The organism is Armatimonas sp., assembly GCF_031410135.1.
In the GTDB taxonomy this organism is placed as follows: domain Bacteria; phylum Armatimonadota; class Armatimonadia; order Armatimonadales; family Armatimonadaceae; genus Armatimonas.
This window is the reverse complement of sequence record NZ_JANNYP010000410.1, coordinates 1-2,201: the sequence shown is the minus strand read 5'-3', so window position 1 is coordinate 2,201 and position 2,201 is coordinate 1. Positions and strand designations below refer to the sequence as shown.

2 protein-coding genes are annotated in these 2,201 nt (G+C 60.1%); both read left to right on the top strand.

Annotation, left to right across the window (positions count from 1 at the left end; all coding sequences use genetic code 11):
* A partial coding sequence (locus RMO15_RS15085) for a tetratricopeptide repeat protein (RefSeq protein ID WP_309714273.1) occupies positions 1–760 on the top strand: 760 nt, incomplete at its 5' end.
* A gap of 51 nt (positions 761–811) precedes the next feature.
* Positions 812–2,201, top strand: a 1,390-nt coding sequence (locus RMO15_RS15080) for a thiamine pyrophosphate-dependent enzyme (RefSeq protein ID WP_309714271.1), incomplete at its 3' end; no start/stop codon positions are given.

The following is a 2,201-nucleotide window of genomic DNA, read 5'->3' as shown; positions in this document are numbered from 1 at the left end:
GGGCAACCCCCCCCCCTTCTGGGCCGTAGCGGGGCTCCTCATCCCCCCACCAAACCCTCTCCCCAACGAGTACGGTGTGGGGGGGTATGTGGGCCGCGCGCGCACCGCGCGCGGGGAGATGGCGCGAAGCGGCGGGGAGATGGCCCTAAAAATAGCCGCCGCGCTAGGCTTGCTCTTCGCACTGCTCTCACAAGCAAGCATCTTTCCATCGCAGCCCAAGGCGCTGGCAGATTCGGGGAAGCTCGCCGAGGCCGCAGCGATAGATCCCACGCCCCGCTGGCAGTTTCAGATCGCACGGCGTGCTGAGCAGGCAGGCGACTATACCACGGCGGTTGCCGCGTTTCAGAAAGCCCGCGAGGCCGATCCCAACGACCTCCAGACCCTGCGAGCCCTGGCGGAGACGAAAGAAAAAGCAGGCGATAGAGACAGCGCAAAGGCAACCTGGCAGGAGCTAATTCGGGTCGTTGAAGGCCCCGCGGGGGAAATCCGGGCGATTCCCGAGGTGACCGGAATTCACCAAGCCTTTGCCTACGCCGCGCTGGAGCAGTGGGACAAGTGCGCCGACACGATCGGCGCGCACTCCTTCACCGACCCGGTCTATCAGCTCCAGGCCTACAATGTCTTGGATAACAACCTAGAAAAAGCCCGCACCCGTCATGCGGAGCTCATCACCCTTTTTGAGGCAGCGATGAGCCATCTTCCCGAGCGAAGCACAAAAAAAACAGAAACACTTGCACGACTGGAAAAGTTCTTTAAGTAAGCTGTATCTATCGAGAACCGCAACGCGGTACAATAATAAATCGGTAAACGAATGAATACACTGCTGGATTTCCACGGCCCCAATGCCGGGTATGCCCTCGAACTATACGAACAATATCAGCGCGACCCTGCCTCGGTAGATGCAGAAACACGCGCTTTCTTTAGCCAAGGCTTTGCACCTGAGCTTGCTACGGCGGCGGCGAGTCCCTCGCCCAGCTCGCCGGGTATCCCTCTAGGACTGACCACCGCTCAGGTAGATGTCATCGTGCGGGTCAGCCGCGTCGCACGCATCGTCCGTGAGATGGGCCATGCCGAAGCAAAGCTCGACCCTCTGGGAGTCAATCCACCACCGGGCGACCCGGAGCTCTCCCTGAGCTACCATGGGCTGAGTGAAACGGATGTGGCATCGCTTCCTGCAAGCGTCGTTGGTGGCCCCTGTGCCGAGGGCAAGGCCAGTGCCCTGGAGGCACTGAGCTGCCTGCGGGGGGTCTACTCGGGTACGGTGGGCTATGAAGACGACCACATCCAGATCCCCGATGAGCGCAACTGGCTCCGTGACGCTGCCGAGAGCCGTCGCTTCTTCGGAACAGTCACGAATGAAGATAGAACCACTCTTTTAGAACAGCTCATTGCCGTGGATAGCTTCGAGCAGTTCTTAGAGCGAGTCCAGCCCTATAAGGGTCAGAAGCGCTTCTCTATCGAGGGCATTGACATGCTCGTGCCAGTGCTCAACACACTCATCCACGAAGCCGCCAAGGCCGGAACTCGTGAGCTAGTGATGGGAATGGCACACCGTGGCCGCCTCAATGTCCTGACCCATGTTCTGGGAAAGTCCTACGAAGATGTCTTGGCCGAGTTCCCAACTGACCCCCGCGCCATAGACGGTCTTGAGGGCTCTGGCGGCGAGACCCATGCCTACACGGGCGATGTGAAGTATCACAAGGGCTTCCAGCTGACATATAAAAATGGGGGCTCGGTCTCGATGCCCGTGACTCTTGCACCTAACCCCAGCCATTTAGAGTTTGTGAACCCGGCTGTGGTCGGGCGAGCGCGCGCCGCGCAAGAGACCCGGGATAGTGCAGGGCTGCCCAAGCGCGATATTCTCGCCTCACTGGCGGTGCAAGTCCACGGCGATGCCGCGTTTCCCGGCCAGGGCGTGGTCGCTGAGACGCTCAATCTCTCCCAGCTCTCGGGCTACCGCGTGGGGGGGACGATTCATATCATCGCCAATAATCAAATTGGCTTCACCACCACTCCGCAGGATGGTCGCTCGACGATGTACGCAAGCGATCTGGCCAAGGGCTTTGAGATTCCGATTGTGCATGTGAACGCCGACGATCCCGAGGCGTGTCTGGCTGTGACGCGGCTCGCGGTCGCCTATCGGCAAAAGTTTGGCAAGGACTTTCTGATTGATCTGGTCGGCTACCGACGGCTGGGCCACA